21 protein-coding genes are annotated in these 25,737 nt (G+C 71.5%); 13 read left to right on the top strand and 8 right to left on the bottom strand.

Features of this window, described 5'->3' with window-relative positions; genetic code table 11:
- The first annotated feature begins 58 nt into the window (after window positions 1-58).
- From atpA to nucS, 6 genes are read left to right on the top strand one after another with little or no spacing between them, the layout of a single operon-like run.
- Window positions 59-1,690 (top strand): F0F1 ATP synthase subunit alpha, encoded by a 1,632-nt coding sequence (gene atpA / locus ATL40_RS09295; protein WP_098469298.1) that lies wholly within the window; start codon window positions 59-61, stop codon window positions 1,688-1,690.
- 2 nt (window positions 1,691-1,692) lie between these two features.
- The gene (locus ATL40_RS09290) at window positions 1,693-2,580 is read left to right on the top strand and encodes a F0F1 ATP synthase subunit gamma (protein ID WP_098469297.1); all 888 of its coding nucleotides are present in this window, start codon (window positions 1,693-1,695) and stop codon (window positions 2,578-2,580) included.
- A 22-nt stretch (window positions 2,581-2,602) separates the two neighbouring features.
- Window positions 2,603-4,072, top strand: a complete 1,470-nt coding sequence (atpD, locus tag ATL40_RS09285) for a F0F1 ATP synthase subunit beta (protein ID WP_098469296.1) — start codon at window positions 2,603-2,605, stop codon at window positions 4,070-4,072.
- Window positions 4,069-4,320, top strand: coding sequence for a F0F1 ATP synthase subunit epsilon (locus tag ATL40_RS09280; RefSeq protein WP_098469295.1), 252 nt, complete (start codon window positions 4,069-4,071; stop codon window positions 4,318-4,320). The genes atpD and ATL40_RS09280 overlap by 4 nt, the downstream gene beginning before the upstream one ends.
- A 4-nt stretch (window positions 4,321-4,324) precedes the next feature.
- On the top strand, window positions 4,325-4,735 hold the full coding sequence (locus ATL40_RS09275; protein WP_098469294.1) for a DUF2550 family protein: 411 nt from the start codon (window positions 4,325-4,327) through the stop codon (window positions 4,733-4,735).
- Window positions 4,732-5,451 (top strand): endonuclease NucS, encoded by a 720-nt coding sequence (gene nucS, locus ATL40_RS09270; RefSeq protein WP_098469293.1) that lies wholly within the window; start codon window positions 4,732-4,734, stop codon window positions 5,449-5,451. The genes ATL40_RS09275 and nucS overlap by 4 nt, the downstream gene beginning before the upstream one ends.
- A gap of 16 nt (window positions 5,452-5,467) precedes the next feature.
- Here nucS and ATL40_RS09265 read toward each other — a convergent pair whose 3' ends face one another.
- Window positions 5,468-5,776 (bottom strand): hypothetical protein, encoded by a 309-nt coding sequence (locus ATL40_RS09265; protein ID WP_098469292.1) that lies wholly within the window; start codon window positions 5,774-5,776, stop codon window positions 5,468-5,470.
- An 84-nt stretch (window positions 5,777-5,860) separates the two neighbouring features.
- On the opposite strand from ATL40_RS09265, the gene ATL40_RS09260 reads away from it, so the two are divergent.
- Window positions 5,861-7,540, top strand: a complete 1,680-nt coding sequence (locus tag ATL40_RS09260) for an ABC-F family ATP-binding cassette domain-containing protein (protein WP_098469291.1) — start codon at window positions 5,861-5,863, stop codon at window positions 7,538-7,540.
- A 2-nt stretch (window positions 7,541-7,542) separates the two neighbouring features.
- Here ATL40_RS09260 and ATL40_RS09255 read toward each other — a convergent pair whose 3' ends face one another.
- Entirely contained in the window at window positions 7,543-8,487 is a 945-nt protein-coding gene (locus ATL40_RS09255; protein ID WP_169925927.1) for an NAD-dependent epimerase/dehydratase family protein, read from the bottom strand.
- Between the two features lie 118 nt (window positions 8,488-8,605).
- Between ATL40_RS09255 and ATL40_RS09250 the strand changes: the two genes are divergently transcribed.
- Window positions 8,606-9,310 carry a TetR/AcrR family transcriptional regulator gene (locus ATL40_RS09250; protein ID WP_098469290.1) on the top strand — a complete coding sequence of 235 codons (705 nt, stop codon included), beginning with the start codon at window positions 8,606-8,608 and terminating at the stop codon, window positions 9,308-9,310.
- Window positions 9,311-9,384: 74 nt separating this feature from the next.
- On the opposite strand, the gene ATL40_RS09245 is transcribed toward ATL40_RS09250, so the two are convergent.
- Window positions 9,385-10,671: an FAD-binding protein gene (locus tag ATL40_RS09245; RefSeq protein WP_098469289.1), complete on the bottom strand. Its 1,287-nt coding sequence runs from the start codon at window positions 10,669-10,671 to the stop codon at window positions 9,385-9,387.
- A gap of 73 nt (window positions 10,672-10,744) precedes the next feature.
- Between ATL40_RS09245 and ATL40_RS09240 the strand changes: the two genes are divergently transcribed.
- The gene (locus tag ATL40_RS09240) at window positions 10,745-11,482 is read left to right on the top strand and encodes an alpha/beta hydrolase (RefSeq protein ID WP_245866927.1); all 738 of its coding nucleotides are present in this window, start codon (window positions 10,745-10,747) and stop codon (window positions 11,480-11,482) included.
- Window positions 11,483-11,508: 26 nt separating this feature from the next.
- Window positions 11,509-12,264 carry an alpha/beta fold hydrolase gene (locus tag ATL40_RS09235; RefSeq protein ID WP_098469287.1) on the top strand — a complete coding sequence of 252 codons (756 nt, stop codon included), beginning with the start codon at window positions 11,509-11,511 and terminating at the stop codon, window positions 12,262-12,264.
- 43 nt (window positions 12,265-12,307) lie between these two features.
- On the opposite strand, the gene ATL40_RS09230 is transcribed toward ATL40_RS09235, so the two are convergent.
- Both ATL40_RS09230 and ATL40_RS09225 read right to left on the bottom strand, forming a co-directional pair.
- On the bottom strand, window positions 12,308-12,760 hold the full coding sequence (locus ATL40_RS09230; RefSeq protein ID WP_098469286.1) for a hypothetical protein: 453 nt from the start codon (window positions 12,758-12,760) through the stop codon (window positions 12,308-12,310).
- Window positions 12,757-14,394, bottom strand: coding sequence for a coiled-coil domain-containing protein (locus ATL40_RS09225; RefSeq protein ID WP_098469285.1), 1,638 nt, complete (start codon window positions 14,392-14,394; stop codon window positions 12,757-12,759). Before ATL40_RS09225 ends, ATL40_RS09230 begins: the two co-directional genes overlap by 4 nt.
- 217 nt (window positions 14,395-14,611) lie before the next feature.
- On the opposite strand from ATL40_RS09225, the gene ATL40_RS09220 reads away from it, so the two are divergent.
- The 3 genes from ATL40_RS09220 to ATL40_RS09210 all read left to right on the top strand — a co-directional run bounded on the left by ATL40_RS09220 (window position 14,612) and on the right by ATL40_RS09210 (window position 17,944).
- Window positions 14,612-15,943, top strand: coding sequence for a prolipoprotein diacylglyceryl transferase (locus tag ATL40_RS09220; protein WP_098469284.1), 1,332 nt, complete (start codon window positions 14,612-14,614; stop codon window positions 15,941-15,943).
- Window positions 15,943-16,938 (top strand): DUF8094 domain-containing protein, encoded by a 996-nt coding sequence (locus ATL40_RS09215; protein WP_098469283.1) that lies wholly within the window; start codon window positions 15,943-15,945, stop codon window positions 16,936-16,938. Before ATL40_RS09220 ends, ATL40_RS09215 begins: the two co-directional genes overlap by 1 nt.
- Before the next feature lie 61 nt (window positions 16,939-16,999).
- Window positions 17,000-17,944 (top strand): tetratricopeptide repeat protein, encoded by a 945-nt coding sequence (locus tag ATL40_RS09210; RefSeq protein WP_098469282.1) that lies wholly within the window; start codon window positions 17,000-17,002, stop codon window positions 17,942-17,944.
- A 185-nt stretch (window positions 17,945-18,129) separates the two neighbouring features.
- Here the strand turns inward: ATL40_RS09210 and glgB are convergent, their stop codons facing one another.
- The 3 genes from glgB to ATL40_RS09195 are packed head-to-tail and all read right to left on the bottom strand — an operon-like array spanning window position 18,130 to window position 25,557.
- On the bottom strand, window positions 18,130-21,792 hold the full coding sequence (gene glgB / locus ATL40_RS09205; RefSeq protein ID WP_098469281.1) for a 1,4-alpha-glucan branching protein GlgB: 3,663 nt from the start codon (window positions 21,790-21,792) through the stop codon (window positions 18,130-18,132).
- A complete protein-coding gene (gene treS, locus ATL40_RS09200) occupies window positions 21,792-23,546 on the bottom strand; it encodes a maltose alpha-D-glucosyltransferase (protein WP_098469280.1) in 1,755 nt (584 codons plus the stop codon). The genes glgB and treS overlap by 1 nt, the downstream gene beginning before the upstream one ends.
- Window positions 23,539-25,557 (bottom strand): alpha-1,4-glucan--maltose-1-phosphate maltosyltransferase, encoded by a 2,019-nt coding sequence (locus tag ATL40_RS09195; protein WP_098469279.1) that lies wholly within the window; start codon window positions 25,555-25,557, stop codon window positions 23,539-23,541. Before ATL40_RS09195 ends, treS begins: the two co-directional genes overlap by 8 nt.
- Window positions 25,558-25,737: the final 180 nt, after the last annotated feature.

Genomic DNA, 25,737 nt, shown 5'->3' with positions numbered 1-25,737 from the left:
TCACCCCCAGCAGACCACCTCACCCCGCGCGGGTGAGAGAAGACGAGAGAAGGAACCGATGGCTGAACTTACGATCCGGCCCGAGGAGATCAAGGCCGCGCTCGATACGTTCGTCAGCTCCTACACGCCCAGCGCCGATGTCCGCGAAGAGGTCGGTCGCGTCACGCTGGCCGCCGACGGCATCGCCGAGGTCGAGGGTCTGCCGGGTGTGATGGCGAACGAGCTGTTGACGTTCGAGGACGGCACCCTCGGCCTCGCGCAGAACCTGGACGTGCGCCACATCGGCGTGGTGGTGCTCGGTGAGTTCACCGGGATCCAGGAGGGCCAGGAGGTGCGCCGCACCGGCGAGGTGCTCTCCGTGCCCGTGGGTGACGGTTACCTCGGCCGCGTGGTGGACCCGCTGGGTGCCCCGGTGGACGGACTCGGCGAGATCGAGACCACCGGACGCCGTGCGCTGGAACTGCAGGCTCCCGGTGTGATGATGCGTAAGTCGGTGCACGAGCCGCTGCAGACCGGCATCAAGGCGATCGACTCGATGATCCCGATCGGGCGCGGTCAGCGTCAGCTGATCATCGGCGACCGCAAGACCGGGAAGACGGCTATTGCGATCGACACGATCCTGAACCAGAAGGCCAACTGGGACTCCGGCGACCCGACCAAGCAGGTGCGCTGCATCTACGTGGCGATCGGGCAGAAGGGGTCCACCATCGCCTCCGTGCGCGGTGCCCTGGAGGAGGCCGGCGCGCTGGAGTACACCACGATCGTGGCCGCTCCCGCCTCCGACCCCGCGGGCTTCAAGTACCTGGCCCCCTACACCGGGTCGGCCATCGGCCAGCACTGGATGTACGAGGGCAAGCACGTCCTGATCATCTTCGATGACCTGTCCAAGCAGGCGGAGGCCTACCGCGCCGTGTCCCTGCTGCTGCGTCGCCCGCCGGGCCGCGAGGCCTACCCCGGTGACGTGTTCTACCTGCACTCCCGCCTGCTGGAGCGTTGCGCGAAGTTGTCCGACGAGCTCGGCGCCGGGTCGATGACGGGTCTGCCGGTCATCGAGACCAAGGCGAACGACGTCTCGGCGTACATCCCGACCAACGTCATCTCCATCACCGACGGCCAGATCTTCCTGCAGTCGGACCTGTTCAACGCCGACCAGCGCCCCGCCGTCGACGTCGGTATCTCCGTCTCCCGAGTCGGTGGTGACGCGCAGGTCAAGGCGATGAAGCAGGTCTCGGGAACGCTGAAGCTGACGCTTGCGCAGTACCGCTCATTGGCGGCCTTCGCGATGTTCGCCTCCGACCTGGACCCGGCCACCCGCGCGCAGCTCGACCGCGGCGCGCGGCTGACCGAGTTGCTCAAGCAGCCGCAGTACTCCCCCTACCCGGTGGAGGAGCAGGTGCTTTCGATCTGGGCCGGCACCAACGGTTTCCTGGACAGGCTCGAGGTCTCCGATGTGCTGCGCTTCGAGCGCGAGCTCCTCGACCACGCCCGTCGTAACTCCGACATCCTCGGCACCATCGCCTCGGGCGGGAAGCTGTCCGATGAGGTGCAGGGCGAGATGAAGCGGGTCGTGGAGGAGTTCCTCGGAATGTTCACCACCGGCGACGGCGGCCTTGTCTCCACCGAGGACTCCGAGCCCGAGGCTGAGCTCGAGGTCGAGCAGGAGACGATCGTCCGGCAGAAGCGAGGCTGAGCATGGCCGGCGCGCAGCGTGTGTACAAGCAGCGCATCCGCTCCACCCAGACCCTCAAGAAGGTCTTCCGGGCGATGGAGCTGATCGCAGCTTCCCGCATCGGCAAGGCCCGGGACCGCGCCCAGTCGGCGGCCCCGTTCTCCCAGGCGATCACCCGGGCGGTCTCGGCGGCGGCGACCCACGCCTCGCTGGACCACCCGCTGATCACCGAGCGGACCGATTCCAACCGGGTGGCGGTGCTCGTGCTGACCGCCGACCGCGGGATGGCGGGGTCCTTCAACGCCTCCGTGCTGCGCGAGGCGGAGCGCCTGACGGAGCGGCTGGTCGAGCAGGGCAAGAAGCCGACGATGTACGTGGCGGGACGCCGCGGGATCGGGTACTTCTCCTTCCGCAAGCGCGAGTTGGCCAAGACCTGGGCGGGGAAGTCGGATGCCCCGGACCTGGAGATGGCCGAGGAGATCGCCACCACGCTGCTGGAGGCGTTCACCACGCCTGGTGAGGCGGGGGTCTCGGAGATCCACATCGTCTACACCCGGTTCCTCTCGATGGTCTCCCAGGAGCCACGAGTGGTGCGGGTGCTTCCGCTGGAAGTGGTCGACGGCGTGGCACCCAAGGGCGAGGAGCCGCTGCCGCTGTACGAGTTCGAGCCCTCCCCGGAGGACGTCCTGGACTCGCTGTTGCCGCAGTACATCCTCGCCAGGATCCTGACGGCGCTGCACCAGTCCGCGGCCTCCGAGTTGGCCTCGCGCCAGCAGGCCATGCACACCGCGGTGGACAACGCCGAGGACCTCATTCGTAACTACACCCGACTTGCCAACTCGGCGCGTCAGGCGGAGATCACCCAGGAGATCAGCGAGATCGTCTCGGGTGCCGACGCCCTGGCGGGCTAGTGCCACAACGACAAGGACAACCATGACTGCTGAAGCTGCTGCCCCCGAGACCGTGGGCGCCGGGACGGGCCGCATCGCCCGGGTCATCGGCCCGGTCGTCGACATCGAGTTCGCCTCCGGTGTGCTCCCGGAGATCTACAACGCACTCACCACGACCATCGACATGACCGGTCAGGGCGAGGGGGAGGCCCCCGAGCAGGTGCTGACCCTCGAGGTCGAGCAGCACCTGGGTGACAACCTGGTGCGCGCCATCGCACTGAAGCCGACCGATGGACTCGTGCGCGGCGCCACGGTGCGTGACACCGGCGGCCCGATCACCGTGCCGGTCGGAGATGTGACCAAGGGTCACGTGTTCAACGTACTCGGCGAGCCACTGAACGTGGACGCCTCCTCGCTGGAGGTCACCGAGCGCTGGGGCATCCACCGCAAGGCGCCGGCCTTCGACCAGCTCGAGTCCAAGACCACGATGTTCGAGACCGGCATCAAGGTCATCGATCTCCTCACCCCGTACGTGCAGGGCGGGAAGATCGGTCTCTTCGGTGGTGCCGGTGTGGGTAAGACCGTGCTGATCCAGGAGATGATCCAGCGCGTGGCGCAGGACCACGGCGGTGTGTCGGTGTTCGCCGGCGTGGGTGAGCGCACCCGTGAGGGCAACGACCTGATCGTGGAGATGGAGGAGGCCGGCGTCTTCGACAAGACCGCGCTGGTCTTCGGCCAGATGGACGAGCCGCCGGGCACGCGTCTTCGCGTGGCCCTGTCCGCGCTGACGATGGCGGAGTACTTCCGCGACGTGCAGAAGCAGGACGTGCTGCTGTTCATCGACAACATCTTCCGCTTCACGCAGGCCGGTTCGGAGGTCTCCACGCTGCTGGGCCGCATGCCCTCCGCGGTGGGCTACCAGCCGAACCTGGCCGACGAGATGGGTCAGCTCCAGGAGCGGATCACCTCCACGCGTGGTCACTCCATCACCTCGCTGCAGGCGATCTACGTGCCCGCCGACGACTACACCGACCCGGCGCCGGCCACCACCTTCGCGCACCTGGACGCCACCACGGAGCTCTCCCGTGAGATCGCCTCGCGTGGTCTGTACCCGGCGGTGGACCCGCTGGCCTCCTCCAGCCGCATCCTGGACCCGCAGTTCGTGGGGGAGCGGCACTACAAGGTCGCCACCCGCGTGAAGTCGATCCTGCAGAAGAACAAGGAACTGCAGGACATCATCGCGATCCTCGGTGTCGACGAGCTCTCCGAGGAGGACAAGGTCACCGTGGCGCGTGCGCGCCGCATCGAGCAGTTCCTCTCCCAGAACACCTACATGGCGCAGAAGTTCACCGGCGTCGAGGGCTCCACGGTGCCGTTGGCCGAGACCATCGAGGCGTTCGAGAAGATCGCCGACGGTGAGTACGACCACCTGCCCGAGCAGGCGTTCTTCAACATCGGTGGCCTGGAGGACCTGGAGCGCAACTGGGCCAGGATCCAGTCGGAGCTTCGATGAGCGCCCTGACGGTTGACGTCGTCGCCCCGGACCGCACCCTGTGGTCCGGGAAGGCGGACTCCGTGTCAGCGCCGGCGATGGACGGGGACATGGGCCTGCTGCCCGGCCACGAGTCCGTGCTGGCGCAGCTGCGCCCCGGGACCGTGCGGGTGCACGCCGGCGAGGAGCACAAGGAGTTCCCGGTCACCAGCGGCTTCCTGTCCTTCGACGACAACGTCGTGACGGTGATCGTCGGCGGATTGGGCTGAGGCCGTGCCGGGACCAGTGCTGATCGGGCTGATCGCCCTCGCACTGGTCCTGGTTGCGCTCGGACTGCTGCTGTGGCGCCTGCGTGTGCTCGCGCTGCGCTATCACTCCTTCGAGTGCGCGCGCAACAGCCCGAAGGGCTGGATCTCCGGGGTGGCGGTGTTCGGGGCCGATGCGGTGGAGTGGTACCGCACCCTTTCCCTGCGGCCACGGGCGCACGCGACCTGGATGCGGGACTCGATCACGGTGCTGGAGCGCACGTACCGCGCCGGCGGACGCCCTGGTGATCCGGATGCGATCGTCGAGGTGACGTGCACGATCGGCGGCGCACGGATCGAACTGGCGATGCGCGCCGGTTCCTACGCGGGCCTGGCCTCCTGGTTGGAGTCCGCGCCCCCACGAGAACGGATGGTATGAGGATCGTCGTCGCCACGTGCGCCGTGGACTACACCGGGCGGTTGACCGCCCACCTGCCGCGGGCACCGCGCGTCCTGATGGTCAAGGCGGACGGCAGCGTGCTCGTGCACTCCGACGGCGGCTCCTACAAGCCGCTGAACTGGATGAGTCCGCCCGCCACCCTGAAGGTCTGCGAGCCGGACGAGGCGCAGCGCGCGGCCGGTGCCACGCAGGTCTGGACGGTCAGCGCGACCAAGTCCGATGACACGTTGGTGGTGACCCTGTTCGAGGTGGAGCAGGACACCAGCCACGAGCTCGGTGTGGACCCCGGCCTGGTGAAGGACGGCGTGGAGGCGCACCTGCAGAAACTGCTCGCGGAGCAGGTGACGCTGCTGGGGGAGGGCCACACGCTCGTGCGGCGCGAGTACCCCACGGCGATCGGCCCGGTGGACCTCATGGTGCGCACCCCCGCTGACCTGCAGGTGGAGCACGACGGCGAGCGGCACGTGGCGGTGGAGATCAAGCGGCGCGCCACGATCGACGCCGTGGAGCAGTTGACGCGGTACCTGGAACTGCTGAACCGGGACCCGTTGCTGGCGCCCGTGCGCGGCGTCCTGGCCGCCCAGACCATCGCGCCGCAGGCGCGCACCCTGGCCGCCGACCGTGGGATCGACTGCCTGGTGCTGGACTACGACGCCATGCGCGGCGTGGACGACCCCACCTCGCGCCTGTTCTGAGCGCGAGGGTCCGGCACTAGCGCCGCCGGGTGGGGCGCCGTCCCGAGCGCCAGCACGAGGTGTGCCAGTGCCGCCGGTCCTCCAGGCCGGCCGCGTCCCCGAGCAGGTGATCGGCCGGCCACACCACCATGTGGGGAGTTCCCGCGACGATCATCTGGTCGCAGCCCGGGCAACGGTAGGGCTTCTCGCTCCCGCCGACGCTGCGCACGTTCCACGCGTGCCCGTCGGACGTCGTCTCCCCGCGCGTCCACCCGCGGGTCAGGGCGTCGACGTCGAGTTCACGGTGCTGGGCGCCGTAGTCGCGCTTGCGGGATCGCTTGGCCACCCTGCCAGGCTAACGGGCGGGCGCGCCCGCCTCGGTGGCCTTATCGGGGTGACGGGGGCCGACGGCGTCGGGCACCCTGAGCACATGGGTCACCTCGATCTCTCCGACATCGCGCTCGCACTGCCGGACGGCCGTCCACTGCTGGGCGGGGTGTCCCTGCGCGTGGGTGAGGGCCACCGGATGGCGCTCGTCGGGCCCAACGGCACCGGCAAGACCACTCTGCTGCGCATCGCCGCGGGTGACCTCGCCCCCGATGAGGGCGCCGTGGTGCGCAGCGGTGGCCTCGGCGTCATGCGGCAGTTCATCGGCTCGGTCCGCGATGAGACCACCGTGCGTGACCTGCTGCTCGGCGTCGCCCCCGAACGCATCCGGGTGACCGGCCGTGCGGTGGATGCGGCGGAGGAGGCCATGCTCACCCGCGACGACGAGCCCGCCCAACTCGCCTACGCCCAGGCGCTGGCCGACTGGGGTGAGGCCGGGGGATATGAGCAGGAGACGGTCTGGGACATGTGCACGACGGCGTCGCTCGCCCTGAGCTTCGAACGCGCCGCCTACCGCCGGGTCGCCACGCTCTCGGGCGGCGAGCAGAAGCGCCTGGTCCTGGAGGCCCTGCTGCGGGGCAGTGACGAGGTCCTCCTGCTGGACGAGCCCGACAACTATCTCGACGTGCCGGGCAAGCGGTGGCTCGAGGAGGCGCTGGTGGCCAGCGGCAAGACCGTGCTGCTCGTCAGCCACGACCGCGAGCTGCTCGAACGGGTGGCCACCCGCGTGGCGACCCTCGAGCCGGGTGCGGCCGGCGCCCGGCTGTGGGTGCACCCCGGCGGTTTCGGCACCTACGCCCAGGCCCGGGTGGAGCGCAACGCCAAGCTCGAGGAGCGCCGTCGGCGATGGGATGAGGAGCATGCCAAGCTCGTGGCCCTCGTGCAGATGTACAAGGTGAAGGCCGCCTACAACGACGGCCTCGCGGCCCGCTACCACGCGGCGCAGACCCGGCTGGCGAAGTTCGAGCAGGCGGGCCCGCCCGAGGAGGTCTCCGTCGAGCAGCAGGTCACGATGCGGCTGCGGGGCGGTCGCACGGCGCGGCGCGCCGTGATCGTGGAGGACCTGGGCCTCACCGGCCTCGCGCAGCCGTTCAGCGAGGAGATCTGGTTCGGTGAGCGGATCGGGGTGCTCGGCGCCAACGGCACCGGAAAGTCCCATTTCCTACGGCTGCTGGCCGCCGGTGGCACCGACCCGGACATCGAGCACCAGCCGGTGGGCGAGGTGATCCCCGAGCCCGTGCGCGCCACGGGCGTCGCCCGTCTGGGCTCCCGGGTGCGCCCGGGCTGGTTCGCCCAGACGCACGACCACCCCACCCTGCACGGGCGCACGCTGCTGGAGATCCTGCACCGGGGCGATGCGCACCGGCCCGGGATGCCCCGGGAGCAGGCCTCCCGCGCGCTGGACCGCTACGGGCTGGCGCGCAGTGCCGAGCAGACCTTCCAGACGCTCTCGGGCGGTCAGCAGGCGCGGATGCAGATCCTCCTCCTGGAACTCTCGGGCGCCACCCTGCTGCTCCTGGACGAGCCCACCGACAACCTCGACCTGGCCTCCGTGGAGTCCCTGGAGCAGGCGCTGGAGGCGTTCGAGGGGACCGTGGTGGCGGTCACCCACGATCGCTACTTCGCCCGCGGGTTGGACCGCTTCCTCGTGTTCGACGGCGAGGGGCGGGTCTCGGCCAGTGACGAACCCGTGTGGGAGGTCGCCCGGGCGGGCCGCCACTGAGGTCACCCGGCCGCAGGCTGCGTTGCGTGCGCGTCGGCCTCGCGCCACCAGGCCACCGTCTCGGCGGCGGCCGCCTGCCACGGCGTCGCCGTGAGCCCGAGCCGGTGCTCGCTCGCCTGCCCGGAGACCACGAACGGCTGCGCGAACTGGTGGGCGACGTCGCGGATCTCCCGCACAATCGGCACGAACGGCGCGAGGGCCCGCAGCACGGGGGCCGGCACGGGCGCGAACCGCGGTTCGCCGAGCCCGGCGGCCTGCGCCGTCACCCGCCCGAGATCGCGCAGCGAGATCGGACCGGCGTTCGGGGTGATGAGGAGCTCGTGGCCCTCGCCGTCCACCTCGGACGCGGCCACGAGGGCGCGGGCGAGATCGCTCATGTGGGTGAAGGCGTGGGGCTGATCGATGGGCACGACGGCGCGGACCGGCTTGCCCTGCAGGATCGGCTTCACGAGGAAGTCGCCGGCGTGGGAGCTGTGCACGCGCGGACCGTAGAAGTCGCCGCACACCAGGGAGCGCACGCGTGCGCCGCTGGCGGCGCGCTGCGCGAGCAGGTCGCGGCGCACGGCCCCCTTGCGGCTGGCCGGCTGCGGGCGGCTGGACTCGGTGACGGGTGAGGGTCCGCCGTCGAAGGCGTACAGGCTCTCCGCCGTGACCACGGTGGCGCCGGTGCGCGCCGCGTGGGTGAGGACGCTCGCCTCCATCACCGGCAGGGTGCGTGCCCACGCCGCGGCGCGGTAGGGGGCGTGCACGGCCAGGACGATGCGCGGCGCGTCACCGATGGCCCGCGCGGTGGCCTCGGCATCCATGAGGTCGGCTCGCACCCGCTCGGCGCCCGCGGGGCCGGACCCCGAGCGGGTGACGACGCGGACCGCCTCGCCGGCGGCGAGCAGCTGGTCGGTGACGGTGGAACCGACGGGGCCGTAGCCCAGGACGACGGTGCGGGACATGGTGATCTCCAGTCGCGTGAGTGAGCAGTGCTCTCTCAGTGTGACGCCGATCGCGCCACAAAGCAAGAGCACCGCTCTCTTTTGGTAGCGTCGCCCGCGGATGTGACACGATGTCGGGATGACGCCGCGTGAACGAGCCCGGGCCCGCACCGAGCAGGAGATCCGCGCCATCGCCTGGCGGCACCTGGAGGAACAGGGCGCCGCCGCGCTCTCCCTGCGCGCGATCGCCCGGGAGGTCGGGATCGTCTCCTCGGCGATCTACCGGTACGTCCCGAGCCGGGAGGAGCTGCTCACCGACCTCATCATCGAGGGCTACACGGACCTGGCGGACGCGGCCGGCGCCGCCGAGGCGGGCCTGTTGGCGCAGGACGGCGAGGCCTCCCCCCGCCTGCGGTGGCTCGCCGTCGTCCGCGCGGTCGCGGCGTGGGCACGACGGCGCCCCGCGGCCTGGACGCTGCTGTACGGCTCTCCCGTACCCGGCTACGCGGCCCCGCCGGAGCGCACCACCGATGCCGGCACCCGCGTGATGATCCGGTTGGCCCACATCGTCGCCGACGCCTCGGTGCGGGGCGAGCAGCGCACCGTCCTGACCGCCGGGATCGAGGTCCCCCCGGGCCTGGCGAGCGGACTGCGCGAGGCCTCCCGCGCCGTCGGGCTGGACGGGGACGAGAGGGTGGTCGCCGATACCGTGCTCGGCTGGACCCTGGTGATCGCGCTGATCACCAGCGAGTTGTTCGAGCAGTTCGGGCGCGAGACGTTCGCGGACACCGGGGCGTGGCTGGACTTCGCGCTCGAGACCACCGCGACCGCCGCGGGGCTGTAGACCTGCAGACCTGCAGACCTGCAGAACCGCCTCGCGGTGCCTGCAGAACTGCCTCGCGAAGGGTGGGGGCGGGCTCAGCGCAGGCCGACGCGCTCCAGCAGCGGCGAGGTGAACTGCCCCGCGGGGTCGTAGCGCGCCAGGAGGGCCCGGGCGTCCTCCCACCGCGGGTAGAGAGCCGCGAGGTCCGCGCGTTCGAAGAGCTTGCCCCAGTGCGGCCTGGCCTCGAACGGCGCGAGCGCCGCCTCGATCTCCAGGCTCGCCTCCCGCACCGCCGCCACGTCCTGGCGCCACGTGGTGTGCAGACCGATGGTGGCCCGTCCGTAGCTCCCGGACAGCCACAGGTCATCGCTCGCGACGGAGCGGATCTCGCTGATGAGGATCGTCTCGCGGTGCCGCGCCATGACCCCGGCCGCGGCCTCGATCGCCTCCGCGGCACGCTCCCGCGGGAGCAGGTACTCGCTCTGCAACTCCGCCCCGGCCGAGGGGGTGACCTCCTGGCGGAAGTGCGGCAGGCGCTCGTGCCACGGACCGGCCTCGCCGAGTTGCGGTGTGCAGGCCTGCGGGTCGCCGTCGGGCAGCGGGTGCCGCGGAGTGTCGGCCGGGCGACCGCCGAGCGCCGTGACCACACCGAGCGTGGCGTCCGGCACGATGCGGTCGGTGCGTTGCTTGCGCCACAGGGCGCACGTCCCGTCCCACCGCGTGAAGGCGCTGACGGACGTGGCGCTGGCCCACACCGTCTCCACCTCGCCCAGCACGCCCGCGAACGGGACGTCCTCGAGCACGGTGGTGGCCACGTCGTATCGCGGTTCGACCGCCAGGTCGAGGCGCAGCACCAGGCCGAGCGCCCCGAGCGAGACCACGGCACCCGGGAAGTCGGCCTCGCCCATGCGCAGGGCGTGCACCTCGCCGTCGGCACCCAGCAGTTCCAGGCCCACGACGGCGGTGGCCAGGGAGCCGGCCTCGTCGCCCGAGCCGTGGGTTCCGGTGGCGACCGCCCCGGCGACGGAGATGTGTGGCAGCGAGGCCATGGCCGGGAGGGCCCAGCCGCGCTCGTGCAGCCAGGCGGCGAGCGCGCCGTAGCGCATCGCGCCGCTGACGGTCACGACCCCGGCCGCGCCGCCGTCGGTGACGTACAGGTCCGGCTCGGTGGCGAGCTCGCGCAGGTCCACCAGCAACCCCGGGGAGTCCACGAGGTCGTTGAAGCTGTGCCGACTCCCGAGCGCCCGCAGCCGCTGCCCGGTCCGGACCAGGGCGCGCAGGCTCTCCAGCGAGTCCGGGCGCACCAGGGCCCGCGAGGCATAGGCGCGGTGGCCGGACCACGTGGTCGGGACCGGGTGTTCCGCGAGGTCATCGGGGGTCATGCGTTCAGACTGCCAGGTTTCACGCCCCCGCGAGCGTTCCGGCACGATGTCCACGCCCCATAAGGTGGGAGCGATGGCTACCGACATTGGTCCCCTGAGCGTCCTGCCCGCCGACCGCGAGGACATCGAGCTCCACACCGCCGACGGGCTCACACTGGTGGGCGAGGTCGCCCGACCGGCCGCGAGCGTGCCGGCGGCAACCCTCCTGACGCTGCACCCGCTGCCGACCCACGGCGGCTTCATGGACTCCCACGTCTTCCGCAAGGCCGCGTGGCGGCTGCCGGCGCTCGCAGACCTCGCCGTGGTGCGGTTCAACACCCGCGGCACCTCCTCCCCTCGCGGCACCAGCGAGGGGGCGTTCGACGGCGGAGAGGCCGAACGTTTCGACGTGGCCGCGCTGCTGGAGTACGGGGAGTTCCACGACCTTCCCCGGCGGTGGCTGGTGGGGTGGTCCTTCGGGACCGAACTCATCCTCAAGCACGGCGCGGACCCGAGCATCGAGGGGGCGATCCTGCTCTCCCCGCCCCTGCACCGCGCGAGCGACGCGGATCTGGACGCCTGGGCGCAGTTCGGCAAGCCCGTGACGATCCTCGTGCCGGAACTGGACGACTTCCTGCGCCCCGACGAGGCACGTGAGCGCTTCGCACGTATCCCGCAGGCCACCCTCATCGCCGGGGAGGGCATGAAGCACCTGTGGGTGGGGGAGAGCGCGGTGCGCTGGGTGCTGGAGCAGATCGTCGCCGTCGTCAACCCGGACGCCCTGCCCCTGGCCTGGCAGTGGGACGGGCCGCTGGAATCCGCCGAGTCCTGATCCACGACCCCGACCCCGGAGGCACCATGTACCCGCTCGTGCTCCTGCACGGATTCCCGTTCGACTCCTCGATGTGGGACGAGGTGGTGGACCTCCTCGGTGAGGAGGGGATCCCCACGATCGCGCTGGACGCACCCGGCTTCGGCTTCTCCGAGGTGCCCGAGGGCGAACCCTGCCTGGAGGACGCCGCCGACGCCGTGGTGGCCACCCTGGACGACCTCGGCATCGACCGGGCCGTGCTGGCCGGCCTGTCCATGGGCGGGTACATCGCCCTGGCGACGGCGCAGCGCCACTCCTCGCGGCTGGCGGGGCTCGCGCTGCTGGACACCAAGGCGAGCGCCGACCCCGAGGCGGCGCGCGAGAACCGCCTGCGGATCGCCGCCGAGGCGCCGGGGGCGGGCAGCGCCGTGGTGGCGGACATGGTGGAGAAGCTGCTCGGGGAGACCACCCGCGAGCTCGACCCGGATCTGGTGGCGCGGCACCGGGAGATGCTCGCGGCGGCACCCGTGCCCGGGATCGTCTGGGCGCAGCGCGCGATGGCGGCCCGCCCGGACCGGATGCACGTGCTGGAGGACCTGACGGTCCCGGGCCTGGTGGTGCGTGGCACGGAGGACGCGCTCGCCACCCAGGAGGATGCCGAGGCGATGGTGCACGCGATGCAGGCGCACGACGGCGATGCCGAACTGGTCCTCATTCCCGCCGCCGGCCACATGACCGCCACGGAGGACCCGGAGGGGACCGCGGAGGCGCTCGCGGCCTTCTGGCGCCGCTGCGTGGGCTGACCGCACCGGCTCCCGCCTTCGCCGGGGAGCGGCGGCGAGGGCGTCAGCGGCGCAGGTGACGCGCGAGCGCCGCCTTCATGTCGATCGTCTCGCCGTCGCCGCCCCCGGCGCCCACGATCATCGGTGGCGGTACGGCCCGTGGGGTGGTGCCGCGCAGCCGCTCCAGCAGGGTCAGGTCGGACCGCAGCACGTAGAAGCGCCCGTCGGTTCCCAGGCCCACGCTGCGGTCGACCTTGAGGTACCAGCCCGAGATGGGTGTCCGCGCATGTCCGCCCTTGTACCCCTGCACGACCAGCGGCTCGGGGGGACGGGCGCGCTCGGCTGCCGTGGCCAGGAACTCGTCGATCAGTTCCTGCGCGTGGGCGTGTTCGGCCTCCTTGCGCTCCCGCAACCGCCGCTCCTGCTCCGCGGCCGCCTCTCGGCGTTCCTGGGCCCACGTGTCCGGCGTGTGGCCGGATGGGTCGGGGGATGAACCCGGGGACGGGGTGGCGGTCACCGGTCCGCGCTCTCCTCGTCGGTCTCGGTCTCGGCCTCGGTCTCGCCGCCGCTCTCCTCGGCGGTGGCCTCGAGGACCTGGGTCTCGTCGGTTGCCGACGAGTCCGCATCGCTGGTCTCGCTGGTGCTCGCGGTGTCGCCGGTGTCCTCGGAGTTCGAGGCAGAGCCGGCATCGGACTCACCGGCGGCCCGCGCCTGGCGCAGGTTCCGCTCGGCGCGATCGGCGCCCGCGATGAGTCCCGCCTCCGGAAGGCTCGGGGAGCCGAGCAGTCCGCGGACCTCGTCCAGGTAGGCCGTGATGTCCTCGCGCTGCTTCTCCAGGTCGGAGACCTCGCCCCGGATCGAGTCGAGGCGACGCTCCGCCTCCTCCTCGGCCCGTGAGGTGGTGAGCTCAGCCTGGCGCTTGGCCTCGGTGAGGATCCGTTCGGCCTGCTCGCGCGCCGCGCTGAGCGTGGTCCGCGCGCTGGACTCGGAGGTGCCGGCAATCTCCTCCGCACGGGCGAGCGCCTTCACCACGCGCTCCTCCGCCTCGGTGACCTGTGCCTGCGCGTCGGAGATCAGGCGCTCCGCCTCCGCCCGGGCGGTCTCGTGGATCTCGGCGTTCTCGGCCTCGGCGGCCTCACGCCGTCGGGCGATGTCCAGGTCGCCGGCATCACGGGCCGCAGCGGCCTCCTCGGTGAGTTCATCGGCCCGGCGTTGCGCATCGGCGGTGAGCTGCTCGATGTCCGCGCGCGCGGCAGCCGCGGCGTCATCGGTCTCGCGCTGGACCCGCTCGCGCAGTTCCGCGGCGAAGGACTCGGCCTCGGCGCGCAGCCGGTGAGCGTGCTCCTCTGCGGTATTGCGCGCCGCCCGCGCTGCTTCCTCGGCGGCCTCGCGCGTGGTGCGCGCGAACTCCTCCGCCTCGGCGCGGGTAGTGCGGTCGAACTCCGACGCGGCCTCCCGGGTGGTGCGCGCGAACTCCTCCGCCTCCGCACGCGTGGCGCGCGCCTGCTGCGTCGCCTCGGACACGATCTCGCGCGCCTTGGCCTCGCTCGCCACGCGCTGTTCCTCGGTGGCGCGCGTCACCTCGGCCTCGCGCGAGGCAAGCGTGCGCTCCAGGGTGGCGCGACGCTCGGCGACCTCCGACTCCACGGCGCTTCGCAGCCCGGCTGCCTCACGTTCGGCGGAAGCGACGATCTCGGAGGCGTTCAGCGCTGCCGCATCCCGCGTGGCGGTCGCCTCGTTGCGCGCCTCGGTGAGCAACTGCTCCGCCTCACGACGGGCGCCGGTGACCAGGTCCCCGGCCTCGCGCTCCGCACGCTCGGCCAGCCGGGCGGCCTCCGCGCTCGCGCGGGAGACCAGGCCGTCGGCCTTCGCCGTTGCCTGCGAGAGCACGTCCGTGCTCTGCTCCTCGGCCGATCGCAGGAGGTACTCGATGCGCGAGCCGAGCCCGGCGTACGTCGGTGACTCCGCCTCGCTCAGCGCCCGCTGCACCTCACTGAGTTGCCCGGACAGTCGCATGGACTCGGCATCGGACGCCTCGACCTGCCGTCGCGCCTCGGCGAGGGCACGATTGAGATCCGCGATGTGCTGATCCACCTGCGCGCGGTCATAGCCGCGCATCACGGACGGGAAGTCGGGACGGTCCACGCTCATGTGCTCTCCGGGTCGGGGGTGCCGATGTGGGCTCTTCAGCGTATCCCGCCCAGCGGGGGATTCCGCGGGCCATGTTGTGCAGGTCCGGTGAGCGAGGTTCCCAGTCACCCTTCAGCCTTGCCGGGTAGTCTGGGATGCTGCGGTCGCCGACGCGGCCCCGGCCTGCCATGCTCACAGGCGTGCTAGGTGCGATGCGACACAGTGAGGAGACGCCCACATGGTGCGACGGATAGTCGGGATCACCTTGGTGGTCCTGGGCATCGCCGCCGTGGTGCTCGGCATTCTGTCCGCCACGGCCTGGCGCACGTCCGAGGTGGTGTCCGCGACCCACGAGAGCGCCGAGGTGCCGTTCGTGGTGGTGGAACCCGGCGTGGCCGGCATCGTGAACGACCAGGTGGACATCACGGTCACGGCCGCGGGTGCCGACCAGGCGGTCACGGTGATCGAGGGGCGTGACGTCGACGTCGAGGGATGGATCGGAGACCTGCCCTATCTCGCGATCACGGGTCTGGCGGACTGGGAGAACCTGACCACCGAACTCGTGGAACCCGATCCTGCCGACGGCGAGGCCGCCGAGGGCGAGGACGGCGAGTCCGCCGAGAGTGAGGAGATCCCGTCCCCGGTCGGCAGCGACATGTGGACCCGACTCCGCGAGGGCGAGGGGACGTTGGAGTTCCCCTGGTTCCAGCCGGAGGACCGCACCGTGCTGTTCATCGTGCGGGACGGCCAGGAGGGCGCCGCACCGACGGTGACCTTCACCTGGGACCGCGAGGTCTCCACGCCGTACGTGATGCCCCTGGTGGCGGGCGGAACCGCCGCCGTGGTGGTCGGGCTGATCCTGGTTGTCTGGTCCTTCCTCCCATCGCGCCGGCGTTCGGCCGAGGGCGAGGAGGACCAGCCCGCTCACCCCGAGTCCGCGCCGAGTGAGGAGCCCGAGGCCGCGGAGTCCGCAGACGCCGACCCAGTGGTCTCCGGCGACGTCGGCTCGCGCGGCACGGACTCCGGTGGCGCCGCGGGCCCCGCCTCCCCATCGAGCAGCGACGAGACGTCCCCTGGCGATCCCGACCACGGCCCGGTCTCAGCCACGACCGATGTGCCCACGACCGCTGTGGCGGCTCCTGGAGCGCCCCGACTCACCCGCCGCCAGTTGCGCGAGATGCGGCGCATTCATGGCGAGGACGCCAGCACCGCGGAACTCGAGGCGATCGCGGCCGAGATCCCCTTGGGGGAGGGCGCGGGCGCCGAGCACAAGCCGACCACGGACGCGGCAACCGATTACCCCGCCTGGCTGCGCGGCGAGAGCGAGGAGTCCGCGGGTTCTTCCACGCTCGACGGGGCCACGGCAGGCGAGCCGCGCGCCAGGGTCAGCATCGCGGATGCCTCGGCGTGGCGGCGGCGCTGGGGCGTGGCGAGTTCGGGCGAGGCCGCTGCGGCGTTGCCGGGAGCCTCGGACGGTCAGGACGCCGATGCGGACGCCACCACCGACGGCGCCCGGACGCAGCCCGCTGATCCCGATGACCAGACCCGATCGGAGCGTGAGGAGCGGTGATGCGCGCGCGTATGTTCTCGCTGACCCTGGCCGCCTCTCTCGGGCTGACCTTGGCCGCCTGCTCGGAGGACGTGGTCCCCGAGCTCCAGGCGCCCACCGTGCCCGAGTACGCCCCGCCGGCCCTGAGCGAGATCCAGATCCAGGACATCCTCGCCGATATCGCGGCCTCGATCGAGGCCGCGGACGAGGCGGACGACGCCGCCGAACTGGGCGATCGTGTCACGGCCCCGGCCACCGACATCCGTGAGGCCCAGTACGCCCTCGAGGTCGCGACCGGCGGTGAGACGACGCCACAGGAACTGTGGACCGAGACCGACCTCGACGTGATCACGGCCTCCGACTCCTGGCCACGGTCGCTGCTGGCGGTCACGGAGCCCGATGCGGACTCCGCGCTGCGTCTCTACCTCGGGATCGTGCAGGAGGGACCGCGCGATCCCTACCGCCTGGTCGCCTGGTCGCTGCTGCTTCCGGGCGTGGAGACGCCGACCTTCGCGGACATCTCCGTCGGCAGCGCCCCGGTCACGGCCGACCAGGAGGGGCTGGTGATGACGCCGACACAAGCCCTCACGCGTCTCGCGGACGTGCTGGACCTCCGCACCTCGGAGTACGCCGACCAGTTCGCCGACGACGACTACCGGACGTTCCTTCGCGAGGAGCTCGACGGGATCGTCGAGGGCATCGAGGTTGCCGGTGATGTGGACCAGGCCGTGGAGCCGGGAGAGATCGTCTTCGCGATCGGCACGGCCGAGGGTGGTGCCCTGGTGATGGGCGACCTCACGACCACCGTGACCCTGCGGCGCACGGTCGAGGACTCCGAGCTCAACCTCGCCGGCGAGATGGCGGAGCTGGGTGGCGAGGAGGCTGTCGAGAACGCCGCCGAGGCGACCTACCGCTCCATGGTCACGCTCTACATCCCGCCGGCCGACGCGGAGGACCAGTCCGTGCGTCTGCTCGGCGCGGAGCGCGTGCTGGCCTCGGTCGAGCGCATCGAGTAGCCGGTGCACTCGATACCGTAGGACGTCCAGGCGTAAGAACCGCAGTCAACGAGAAGGACCCATGAGCCAGCCCCACTTCGACCCGCGCGGCGCGGTCGACCTCTCGATGCTCCAGAAGCCCACCCCCGCCCAGGAGGCGGCAGCCGCGAACTCCCAGGCCGCGGCGCGGCAGGCGCCCGCCGGGGTCATCGTCGACCTGTCGCCCGAGAACTTCCAGCAGGTGGTGGAGTCCAGCGCCACAGTCCCGGTGATCGTGGCGATCGGCGCGAGCCGCACCGCCGCGGGGGAGCAGATGACCCCGTCGCTGGAGCAGGCCGCGGTGGCGGCCCGGGGGCGTTTCGTCCTGGCCCGCCTGGACGCCGACACCCAGCCGGAGATCACCCAGGCTTTCGGGGTGCAGGGAGTGCCCTGCGCCGTCGCCGTGATCCAGGGCCAGCCCCTCCCGCTGTTCCAGGGAGCGCCGTCGGCCGAGCAGATCCAGCAGGTGCTCGACCAGGTGCTGCAGGCCGCCGCGCAGGCGGGTGTCACCGGGACGGTCCCCGGGGCCGACGCCGAGCCCGAGCCCGAACCGGAGCCGGAGCCGGAGCTCCCGCCGCTGCACGCCGAGGCGTACGCGGCCATCGAGGCGGGCGACTACCCACGCGCCACGGCCGCCTACACCAAGGCGTTGAACGAGAACCCCGGTGACGTGGACGCGCGCATCGGGATCGCCCAGGTCGCGCTCATGGAGCGGCTCGAGGCCGTCGAGGACCCCGCGGCGGCGATCGCGACCGCGGACGCCGCCGGCGCCCGCGACGTGGACGCGCAGCTGCTCGCCGCCGACGTCGAGATCGGGGCCGGGCGAGCCGGCGCCGCGTTCGACCGTCTCATCGCGGTGGTGCAGGTCACCGCCGCCGAGGACAAGGAGCGCGCCCGCAAGCGTCTCGTGGAGCTGTTCGAGCTCGTCGACCCCGCCTCGGAGGAACTGCGCGCCGCACGCCGCAACCTCTCCCTCGCGCTCTTCTAGGAGCAGACCCACCCTCGCCGAGCGGGTGGTTGCGCAGGGTTTGCGCGCGCTGGGGCGGCCCAACCCCTCGCTCGGCGAGGGGGATCTCGCGCCGAGCGTGCCCTTGCGCAGGGGAAAGGGAGCAGCCGAGACCGCAGCGGGGCCCGCAGCAACGCGCTGCGGGCCCCGCTGCCGTCACCGGTGGTTCAGGCCTGCTCCTCCGGGACCAGCCACACCGCGCCGAGTGCTGGCAGCCGGATGTCCGCGGAGTAGGGCTGCCCGTAGTGCGGCGTCTCCTGCGCCTGCACCGCACCGAGGTTGCCCACGCCATAGCCGCCGTACTCCTCGGCGTCGGTGTTGAGCACCTCGCGCCACGTGCCACCCGAGGGCAGCGGGATCCGGTACCCCTCGTGGGTGGCACCCGCGAAGCTCTGCACGCACACGATCACCCGGTCCTCGAAACGCCGCAGGTACACCAGGGCGTTGCGGTCGCCGTCGTTGGAGTCCAGCCACTGGAAGCCCGCGGGGGAGTGGTCATCGCCCCACAGGGCCGGCTCGGCGGCGTAGATCGCGTTCATCCGGCGCACCAGGTCCGTCACGCCCCGGTGGCCCGGGTCGTCCAGGTGCCACCAGTCCAGGCCCCGCTCCTCGTTCCACTCCGCGCCCTGGGCGAACTCCTGGCCCATGAACAGCAACTGCTTGCCCGGGTGGGACCACTGGTAGGCCAGCAGCCCCCGCACCCCGGCGAGCTTCGTGCGGTGGTCGCCGGGCATCTTGCCCAGCAGGGAGCCCTTCCCGTGCACCACCTCATCGTGGGAGAAGGGCAGGATGAACTGCTCGGAGAAGGCGTAGATCAGGGAGAACGTCAGCTCGCCGTGGTGGTAGCGCCGGTTCACCGGGTCCTCGGCGATGTAGCGCAGGGTGTCGTTCATCCACCCCATGTTCCACTTGAAGCCGAACCCGAGCCCGCCGTGATCGGTGGGGCGGGTGACGCCGGGGAAGGAGGTGGACTCCTCCGCGATCATGACCACCCCGGGGGCGGATCGGTAGGCCACGGCGTTGGCCTCCTGCAGCAGCGAGATCGCCTCGAGGTTCTCCCGGCCGCCGTACATGTTCGGCTCCCACTCCCCGTCCTTGCGGGAGTAGTCCAGGTAGAGCATGGAGGCCACCGCATCCACCCGCAGGCCGTCCACGTGGAACTCCTGAAGCCAGTAACTGGCATTGGCCACCAGGAAGTTGCGCACCTCGGTGCGGCCGAAGTTGAACACGTACGTGCCCCAGTCCATCTGCTCCCCGCGCCGCGGGTCCGGGTGCTCGTACAGCGCGGTCCCGTCGAAACGCGCCAGGGCGAAGTCGTCCTTCGGGAAGTGCGCCGGCACCCAGTCCAGGATCACGCCGATCCCGGCCTGGTGCAGGCGGTCGATCAGGTACCGCAGCTCGTCCGGGTTCCCGAACCGCGCCGAGGGCGCGTAGTAGGAGGTCACCTGGTACCCCCAGGAGCCGCCGAACGGGTGCTCCGCGAGCGGCATGAACTCCACGTGCGTGAAACCGAGCCAGGTGACGTACTCCACCAGCTCCTCCGCGGCGCGGCGGTAGCTCATCCCCTTCTTCCACGAGCCCAGGTGCACCTCGTAGACCGACATCGCGGTGTTGTGCTGATCGATGGCGGCGCGCGCCGTCATCCACGCGTCGTCGTTCCAGGTGTAGTCCGAGTCCGTCACCACCGAGGCGGTGGCGGGCGGCGTCTCGGTGGCCCGGGCCATCGGGTCGGCCTTCTGGTGCCAGGAGCCGTCCTGATGCCGGATCTCGTACTTGTACCGGTGCCCGGCGCGGGCGCCGGGCAGGAACAACTCCCACACGCCGCTGCCGCCCAGGGAACGCATCGCGGCGGCTGAGCCGTCCCAGCCGGTGGAGTCCGTCACCACCCGCACCGCGGAGGCATTCGGGGCCCACACCGCGAAGGAGACACCGCTGACCTCCCCGAAGGCGGAGGGGTAGGTGCGCACGTGGGAACCGAGGGCGTCCCACAGCCGCTCGTGGCGGCCCTCGCCGATGAGGTAGAGGTCCATCTCGCCCACCGTGGGCCAGAACCGGTACGGCTCGTCGACCACGGAGGCCACGCCGTCGTAGGTCACCTCCACCCGGTAGTCCGGGACGCCCTCACCCGCCCATCCGGCGGCCGCCACCCAGATGCCGTCCACCTCGTGCTCGGCCTCCAGCCGCGCGGGCTCACCGCCGGCGGGATCGGCCACGAGGAAGGTGACGGACTGTGCAAGGGGGCGGCGGGTGCGGAAGGTCGCGACGTCGTCGTCGAGGTGCACACCGAGGACATCATGCGGCAGCGGGTACTCGCCCCGGGCCACGGGGCCCAGGACGGCGTGGTCGACCACGCGCGGCCGCGGTGAGGCGGACATAGTGTCTCCATCTGTGGTGGGTGATTCGGGGTCGGGGGTGCCGGTCAGCAGGCGGCGCAGCGCGGCGCGGGGGATCTCCAGCCAGTCCGGGCGGTTGCGGGCCTCGTAGACGGCCTCGTACAGCGCCTTGTCCAGTTCGAGCGCACCGAGCAGCAGTGCGGTGGCGTGGTCCTCGCCCGGCGCGTACCCGGCGAGGAACGCCTGCCGGGCGGCGGCGACCCACGCGCGTGCGTCCAGGCCCGTGAGCTCGGCGCTGCCACCCGCGTAGTCGAAGGAGCGCAGCATCCCGGCCACGTCCCGCAGCGCGAGATCCGGCAGCGAGCGCTCCGCGAGCGGCCGCAGCGGCTCGCCCTCGAAGTCGATCGCCACCCAGCCCTGGGCGGTGCGCAGCACCTGCCCGAGGTGGTAGTCGCCGTGGATGCGCTGCAGATCAGGCCAGTGCGACAGGGCGTCCAACTCGGCGATGAGGTGCTCGACGGCGTCGCTCACCTGAGGCGAGTCCCCCAACACGCTCTGGGCGTCCTGCGCGCGGCGGCGCAGGCTGGTGAGCAGGCGCTCCTTCTCCGTCTCGGTGACCGCGGTGCGACCCAGGGCCCGCGCCAGATCGGTGTGCAGGCGGGCGGTGGCCTCGCCGAGTTCACGGGCCGGTGCGGTGAAGTCCTCCCCGGCGGCGGCCGCGCGGGTCGCCACCCGCCAGGCGTCCTCCACTCCGGGCAGGAAGGTCTGGGCGAACGCCAGTTGCCCCGTGACCTCGGCGCCGCTCGTGGCCTCCTGCCAGGCGCCGTCGATCGACCCGATCACGGGCGGCACCACCGGGGACCCGAGCGCGGTGAGCGCCCCGGCCACCTCGACGTCGGGATTGCTGCCCGCCGCGAGCACCCGGAAGAGCTTGACCATGACCGGGTCCGCCTCCCCGCCCGCCGCGTGGGTGACCTGCAGGATCATGGAGGTGTTGGACTGCTCCCCGCGCAGCACCCCGTGCTGGGCGAGCACCAGGTCGCGGCGATCGGCCAGGGTGTGGCCCACCACCCGCGGTTCGGGCGTCTCGGAGACGCGTCCCGCCTGCGGCGCCGCGGTGCCGATGAGCACCCCCAGCAGGCCGGCGGCGAAGACCGGGTCGTGGGGGGCGTCGTAGATCCAGCGCGTGCCGAGCACGGAGTGGTTCGCCACCCCGAGCAGGGCGTGCGCGAGGGCGGGGTCCTCCCGCCCGCGGTAGGTCAGCGGCACCTGGTAGGTGACGGGGGAACCTCCGGTGGCCAGCGGGGCGTCGTCGGCCACGATCAGTACCTCGACGCCCACCTCGCCGGCCGGGTCGTCGATCCGGTACCCGCCGAGGTAACGCAGCGAGGGCTCACCGCCGGTCTTGTCCGCGAACCAGCGCTGCCTGGGCATCCAGCGGGCGAGCACGTCCAACTTCGAGGGACTCAGCCTCGCCTCCGGGTGCAGGATGGCCATCAGCCCACCTCCAACCAGAAGAAGTCACGGGAGCCGAAGGTGAGCATCACGCTGCCCTGCCCGCTGCCGGTGTCCACGATCGGCGGGAAGGCTGCACCGCCGAACAGATCGGTCAACGTGCCGCCGGGGATGTCCGGCAGGGTGATGGTCGCGGTGCGTGGGGTGTTGGCGAGGTTGGCCACGCACAGCACCGTCTCACCGCCCTCACGTCCGGGCAGCCGGCGCAGGAACGCCAGCACCTCCTCGGCGTCGGACTCCAAGGGCACGTACTCCCCGGCGCCGAACGCCGGGTGCGCGCGGCGCACCGCGAGCAGCCCCCGGATCCAGTGCAGCAGAGAGGTGGGCTGGGCCTGTGCGGCCTCCACGTTCACCGCCGCGTGGTTGTAGGCCAAGGACTGCACCACCGGCAGGTAGAGCTTGCCGGGGTCGGCCGAGGAGAAGCCCGCGTTGCGGTCCGGGGTCCACTGCATCGGGGTACGCACCCCGTCCCGGTCCGGGAGCCAGATGTTGTCCCCCATCCCGATCTCGTCCCCGTAGTACAGGCACGGGGAACCGGGCAGGGACATCAGCAGGGCGTGCGCGAGCTCGATCTCGGCCCGCGAGTTGCCCAGCAGCGGCGCGAGGCGCCGCCGGATGCCGATGTTGGCGCGCATCCGTGGGTCGTCCGCGTACCAGCCGTACATCGCGGCGCGCTCGTTCGTGGAGACCATCTCCAGGGTGAGCTCGTCGTGGTTGCGCAGGAACGTGCCCCACTGGGCGCCCTCGGGGATCGCCGGGGTCTCCGCCATGATCTCGCGGATGTTGTTGGCACGCTGGTCCCGCAGCCCGTAGTAGATGCGCGGCATCACCGGGAAGTGGAAACACATGTGGCACTCGGGCCGCTCGGGGGTGCCGAAGTAGGCGACCACGTCCTGCGGCCACTGGTTGGCCTCCGCCAGCAGCACCGTGCCGGGCGCCTCCGCATCGACCATGGCGCGCAGGTCCGCGAGGAACTCGTGGGTGGCGGGCAGGTTCTCCCCGTTGGTGCCCTCCTCCTCGAAGAGGTAGGGCACGGCGTCCAGGCGGAACCCGTCCACGCCGGTGCGCAGCCAGAACCGCACCACGTCGAACATCGCCTCCTGCACGGCCGGGTTCTCGAAGTTCAGGTCCGGCTGGTGGGAGAAGAAGCGGTGCCAGAAGTACTGCTTGCGCACCGGGTCGAACGTCCAGTTCGAGGTCTCCGTGTCCACGAAGATGATGCGGGCGTCCTGGTAGCCGGTGTTGGTGTCGGACCACACGTAGTAGTCGCCGTAGGGCCCCTCGGGGTCGCTGCGGGAGGCCTGGAACCACGGGTGCGCATCGCTGGTGTGGTTCATCACCAGGTCGATCACGATCCGCATGCCGCGGGCGTGCAGTTCGGTGACCAGGCGTTGGAAGTCCTCGATCGTGCCGTACTGGCTCGCGACCGCCGTGTAGTCGGCCACGTCGTAGCCGCCGTCGCGCAGCGGTGAGGGGAAGAACGGGGGCAGCCAGAGGCAGTCCACGCCCAGCCACTGCAGGTAGTCCAGCCGGTTGATCAGGCCGTTGATGTCGCCCGAGCCGCTGCCGGTGGTGTCCTCGAAGGCGCGCAGCAGCACCTCGTAGAAGACGGCGCTGCGGTACCACTGCGGATCGTCCGCCCGCCGGTCCACGGGTGCTGTGCCCGTGGACGCAGTGCCGTCGGGCATCCTGCGCTGATCGGTGGTCTCGGGGGGAGGCATGGCCACCTCAGGCATGGCTCACCCGCAGCACGTGAGCGACGTTGAATCGCGGATCGAGTCGCACGTAGTTCTCTCCTCCCCACTGCCAGGTGGCACCGGAGAGCTCGTCCGTGACGGTGAACGTGGCACCCGCCGCGGCCTGCAGCTCCAGTGCTGCCAGGTCCAGGTAAACACTACCCTCCCGGGTGGCGAACGGATCGAGGGTCACCACCACGATCACGGTGTCCGCCTGCCCGGTGGGGGAGTGCTCGGGGGCCAGGTGGTGGGAGAAGGCGAGGATCGCGTCGTCGCTGGTGGCGTGCACCGTGAGGTTGCGCAGTTGCTGCAGCGCGGGGTGGCGGCGGCGGATGGCGTTGAGCTGGGTCAGCAGGCGGGAGATGCCGATGCTCTCGGCCCGCTGCCAGTCGCGCGCCACGTACTGGTACTTCTCGTTGTCGATCTGCTCCGCCGCGCCGGGCCGGGCCACGTTCTCCACCAGCTCGTAACCGGAGTAGATGCCGTAGGTGGGGGAGGCGAGGGCCGCCAGCACCGCCCGGATCGCGAACACCGTCACCCCACCGGACTGCATCTGGGGGGTGAGGATGTCGTGCGTGGTGGGCCAGAACGAGGGCCGCATCACCGAGGCCAGGTCGCCGGAGACCTCCCGCAGGTACTCCTCGATCTCGGCCTTCTCGGTGCGCCAGGTGAAGTAGGTGTAGGACTGGTGGAACCCGATGGCGGCCAGGGTGCGCATCATCGCGGGCTTGGTGAAGGCCTCGGACAGGAACAGCACCTCGGGGTGGCTCTCGGCCACCTCGCCCAACAGACGCTCCCAGAACACCAGCGGCTTGGTGTGGGGGTTGTCCACGCGGAAGAGCGTCACGCCGTGCTCGATCCACAGCATGATCATGTCCCGCATCGCCTGGTAGATGCCCTCGGGGTCGTTGTCGAAGTTCAGGGGGTAGATGTCCTGGTACTTCTTCGGCGGGTTCTCCGCGTAGGCGATCGACCCGTCGGCCCGGGTGGTGAACCACTCCGGGTGTTCGGCCACCCACGGGTGGTCCGGGGAGGCCTGCAGCGCGATGTCCAGCGCGACCTCGAGGTCGAGCTCCCGGGCGCGGGCCACGAACGCGTCGAAGTCGGCGAAGGTGCCCAGGTCCGGGTGGATGGCGTCGTGGCCGCCCTCGGGGGCGCCGATGCCGTAGGGCGATCCGGGGTCCGCGGGGCCGGCGGTGAGGGTGTTGTTCGGGCCCTTGCGGTTGGTGGTGCCGATCGGGTGGATCGGGGTGAGGTAGATGACGTCGAAGCCCATCGCGGCCACCCGGTCCAGGCCGGCGGCGGCGGTGCGCAGGGTGCCGGAGTTCCAGGTGCCGTCGCTGTTCTGCCAGGCGCCCTCGGAGCGCGGGAAGATCTCGTACCACGCGCCGTACAGGGCACGCTCACGGTGCACGGTGAGCGGATAGGCCGCCGAGGGGGAGACGAAGTCACGCAGCGGGTCGCTCGCGAGCTCCTGATCCACCTGAGGGGCGCGCGCCGCGGCGAAGCGGGACATCGCGGGCTGGGAGAGGTCGCGCAGGTAGGTGGCCGTGCGCTCCAGCAGCACCGCCCCCGGGGTACTCGCCTCCCGCTCCCGTGCGGCGCGCTCGAGCACGATCGCGCCCTCGGCGAGCATGAGCTCCACGTCGATCCCGGCGGCGACCTTGATCTCGGCGTCGTGCACCCAGGTGGCCCACGGGTCGCTCCACCCCTCCACATGGAAGGTCCACTCGCCCTCGCTGGTGGGGACCATCTGGGCGACGTGCAGATCCAGGCCCGCGTTGACGCAGTCCATCCGCACCCGGGTCTCCTCGCCGGTCGGTGAGGTCAGCACCAGGCTGGCCGCGACGGCGTCGTGCCCCTCGCGGAACACGGTGGCGCGGATCGTGACCACCTCGCCGACGACCGCCTTGGTGGGCCAGCGGCCGTTCTCGAAGGTCGGGGCGACGTCGATGACCGGGATGCGACCGATCGGGACGCGGGGCGTGGGGCGCGGGATCTCGATGCTCACCCCTCGAACCTATCGGGGCGGCTGCCCCGGGTCACCCCCTGGGCGGCCGACACACCCATCGCCGGGTGGTGAATCCTCATCGTGAGGCAAATGCGCACGCAGGCGCGCCGCGTGGCGCGGACGGCGCGTATGTGGGGGTGGGTTGCGCGCGTGTGGTGACCCGTGCGGCCCTTGGGCGCT

It is taken from the genome of Serinibacter salmoneus (genome assembly GCF_002563925.1).
Taxonomy (GTDB): Bacteria; Actinomycetota; Actinomycetes; order Actinomycetales; family Beutenbergiaceae; genus Serinibacter; species Serinibacter salmoneus.
Note: the sequence above shows the minus strand (reverse complement) of the source record. Positions and strands in the feature narration are given on the sequence as shown.